Source organism: Myxococcus sp. CA039A, from assembly GCF_013336645.1.
Lineage (GTDB): Bacteria > Myxococcota > Myxococcia > Myxococcales > Myxococcaceae > Myxococcus > Myxococcus llanfairpwllgwyngyllgogerychwyrndrobwllllantysiliogogogochensis.
The window spans coordinates 1-1,076 of the sequence record NZ_JABUMQ010000694.1; the positions used below are offsets into that span (position 1 = coordinate 1).

Below are 1,076 nucleotides of genomic sequence, written 5' to 3' on the forward strand. Positions count from 1 at the left end.
CGTCAGCCCCGCCACCTGTGCCGGCAACAGCCGCCAGTTGGACTTCACCCCGCTGCCCAGCTGGCCCTGCTGGTTGCGCCCCCAGGACCAGACCTTGCCACCCGTCGTCACCGCGAGGCTGTGGTGCTCGCCCGCGTCCAGGGTGACAGCCCCCGCCACCCCGCTCACCTGCACGGGCAACAGCTTGCGCACCTGTGTGCCATCCCCCAGCTCGCCATAGGTATTGGACCCCCAGCCCCAGATGGTCCCATCTCCCTTCAAGGCCAGCGCATGCGTGCGTCCAGCCGAGACAGCCGTCACGCCCGTGAGCCCTTGCGTCTGCACCGGCGACAGCCGCCGGGCCGTGGAGTTATCGCCCAGCTGTCCCAGCGAGTTGTACCCCCAGCTCCACACCGTGCCGTCGTGCTTGAGCGCCAGCGAGAAGCCCTCGCCCGCCGCAATCGCAGCCACTCCCGTCAAGCCCTGGACGCGGACCGGCAGGATTCGGGACACGGTCGTCCCGTCACCCAGTTGCCCCTGGACATTGGAACCCCAGGACTGGACGGTGCCATCTCCCAGCAAGGCCAGCGAGTGCCGGCTGCCCACCGCGATGGACAACACTCCCGTCGGCGAGGGAATCAACGTGGGCAGCGCCCGGGACACCCCCGTCCCATCTCCCAGCTCACCCTCCTGATTCTCCCCCCAGGAGAGCAGCCGCCCATCTGACTTCAAGGCCAGGGTATGCCCCTGACCGCCGGCAATCGCTCGACACTCCGTGAGCCCCAGCGCCGCCACCGGCAGCGCGCGGTTCAGGACGCTCCCATCCCCCAACTGCCCTGACAGATTCGCCCCCGTGCCCTGGACGCTCCCGTCCAGCGCGACGCCCAGCGAGAACTGATACGCCGTGGACAGCCCGCGTGAAGCCACGAGCTGCGAGCGCACCGGCAGCAACTGCCAATCCACGACCCCATCGCCAATCTGCCCGTCGGCATTCGCACCCCACGCCCAGACCGTCGCATCCTCCTTCACCACCAGGGAGTGCTGCTCCCCCACGGAGACCGTCCTGACCCCCGTGAGCGCGGGCACCTGCACCGGAC

The 1,076-nt window shown here is 69.4% G+C and carries 1 protein-coding gene; it reads right to left on the minus strand.

Annotation, left to right across the window (positions count from 1 at the left end; genetic code table 11):
* The coding region (locus HR086_RS47080) for an RCC1 domain-containing protein (protein ID WP_373564457.1) at positions 1–1,071 on the minus strand (1,071 nt) is incomplete at its 3' end.
* Between the last annotated feature and the right edge of the window lie 5 nt (positions 1,072–1,076).